Source organism: Peptostreptococcus sp. D1, assembly GCF_900112955.1.
Taxonomy (GTDB): Bacteria; Bacillota; Clostridia; order Peptostreptococcales; family Peptostreptococcaceae; genus Peptostreptococcus.
Genome location: NZ_FONP01000037.1, coordinates 1 through 1,493 on the forward strand (window position 1 = coordinate 1; position 1,493 = coordinate 1,493).

Annotated in this window: 1 protein-coding gene and 1 pseudogene; both read left to right on the forward strand. The window is 28.7% G+C overall.

Annotation, left to right across the window (positions count from 1 at the left end; all coding sequences use genetic code 11):
• Nucleotides 1-58: 58 nt before the first annotated feature.
• Nucleotides 59-217 (forward strand): annotated as a pseudogene (gene rhuM / locus BM120_RS10645) (RhuM family protein); the annotation flags it as partial.
• Nucleotides 218-341: 124 nt separating this feature from the next.
• The gene (locus BM120_RS10650; RefSeq protein ID WP_091995841.1) at nt 342-1,406 is read left to right on the forward strand and encodes a tyrosine-type recombinase/integrase; all 1,065 of its coding nucleotides are present in this window, start codon (nt 342-344) and stop codon (nt 1,404-1,406) included.
• The last annotated feature ends 87 nt before the right edge of the window (nt 1,407-1,493 follow it).

Here is a 1,493-nt window from a genome sequence, read left to right on the forward strand (position 1 = left end):
ACTTACATAACCTAAGGCATATTGGTATAAGTAGCTTTATAAAAAATCAACTGTTTCCAAAATGGAAATAGTTCAAGACGAAGGTGGAATAAAAATAACAAGAACATTAAAATTTTACAACCTTGATGCTATTATCGCTGTTGGCTACAGAGTAAAACAAGATAGAAATTATTTCTCAGATTACGATAAGGAATTAGAAAAATATATTAATAAATAAAAAAATAAGAAGTAGCTGAATCTTGGCGGAACACTACTTCTTATACCGTACACAAACAACTCACTCAGTGAGTCTATTTGCTGTACCTACATTATAACATAAAATTGAAAGTAGGTGTATAAAAATGGGAGTATATAAAGATAATTCTACTGGACTTTGGAGAGTTCAAATTTACTATACAGACTATAAAGGCGAAAGTCAAAGAAAACAGAAAAAAGGGTTTAAAACCAAAAAGGAAGCAAAACAATGGGAGTCAGATTTTATTAACTCCTTAGATGTTACAACAGATATAATATTTATTCATTTAGTAAATAATTATATGGATGATTTATCACCTAGATTAAAGGTTAGTACTATGTCTACAAAGAAAAATATAATAGACAAACATATACTACCCTTTTTTAAAGACATAAAAGTAAAAGATATATCTCCTTTACTTATTAGAAAATGGCAAAACGCAATTTTAAAAGAAGGTTACTCTAATACATTCACAAAAACAATAAATAATCAAATGAGCGCCATACTAAATTATGCAGTCTCATTTTATGGATTACAATCTAATCCGGTTCGAAAAGCAGGTAGCATAGGTAAGAAAAAATCTGATGAAATGAACTTTTGGACATATGACGAATACAAAATATTCATATCAAATATTACCAAACCTGAGGATAAAATTATATTTGAGATATTATATTATAGTGGGATGAGAATAGGTGAAATGCTAGCACTCACACCAACAGATATTAATTTTGATGAACAAACTATATCTATTAATAAGTCTTTATCTGTTATTAACGGTATAACATATATAACTGAACCTAAGACAGAAAAAGGAAAAAGAATCATTGGTTTACCCGAATCAATCATGAATCAACTTTCATCTTATATGAAAACAATATATTGTCTTGAAAAAGATAATAGAATCTTCACATTTGCAAGATCATACCCAGCTAAATTGATGAATAAGTATATTAAGGATACTGAATTGAAAAGAATAAGAACGCATGATTTTAGACATTCACATGCCAGTTTGCTAATAAATTTAGATATAAATATTATGACTATAGCGGATAGGTTAGGGCATGAAAAAGTAGATACAACATGGAACACATATGGACACCTATACCCAAATAAAAGGGTTGAAGTAGTGGACAAATTGAAATCACTTGAACAGACAGAAAATAAATAACTCCTTTTTAACTCCCTACATATAAAACAAAACGCTAAAACCCTTATATATCAAGGATTCTAGCGTTTTTATTATCTATTCCCACTC

Excerpts from the sequence above, each read along its gene's own strand:
- BM120_RS10650 (WP_091995841.1), top strand. The coding sequence starts at position 342 with ATGGGAGTATATAAAGATAATTCTACTGGACTTTGGAGAGTTCAAATT.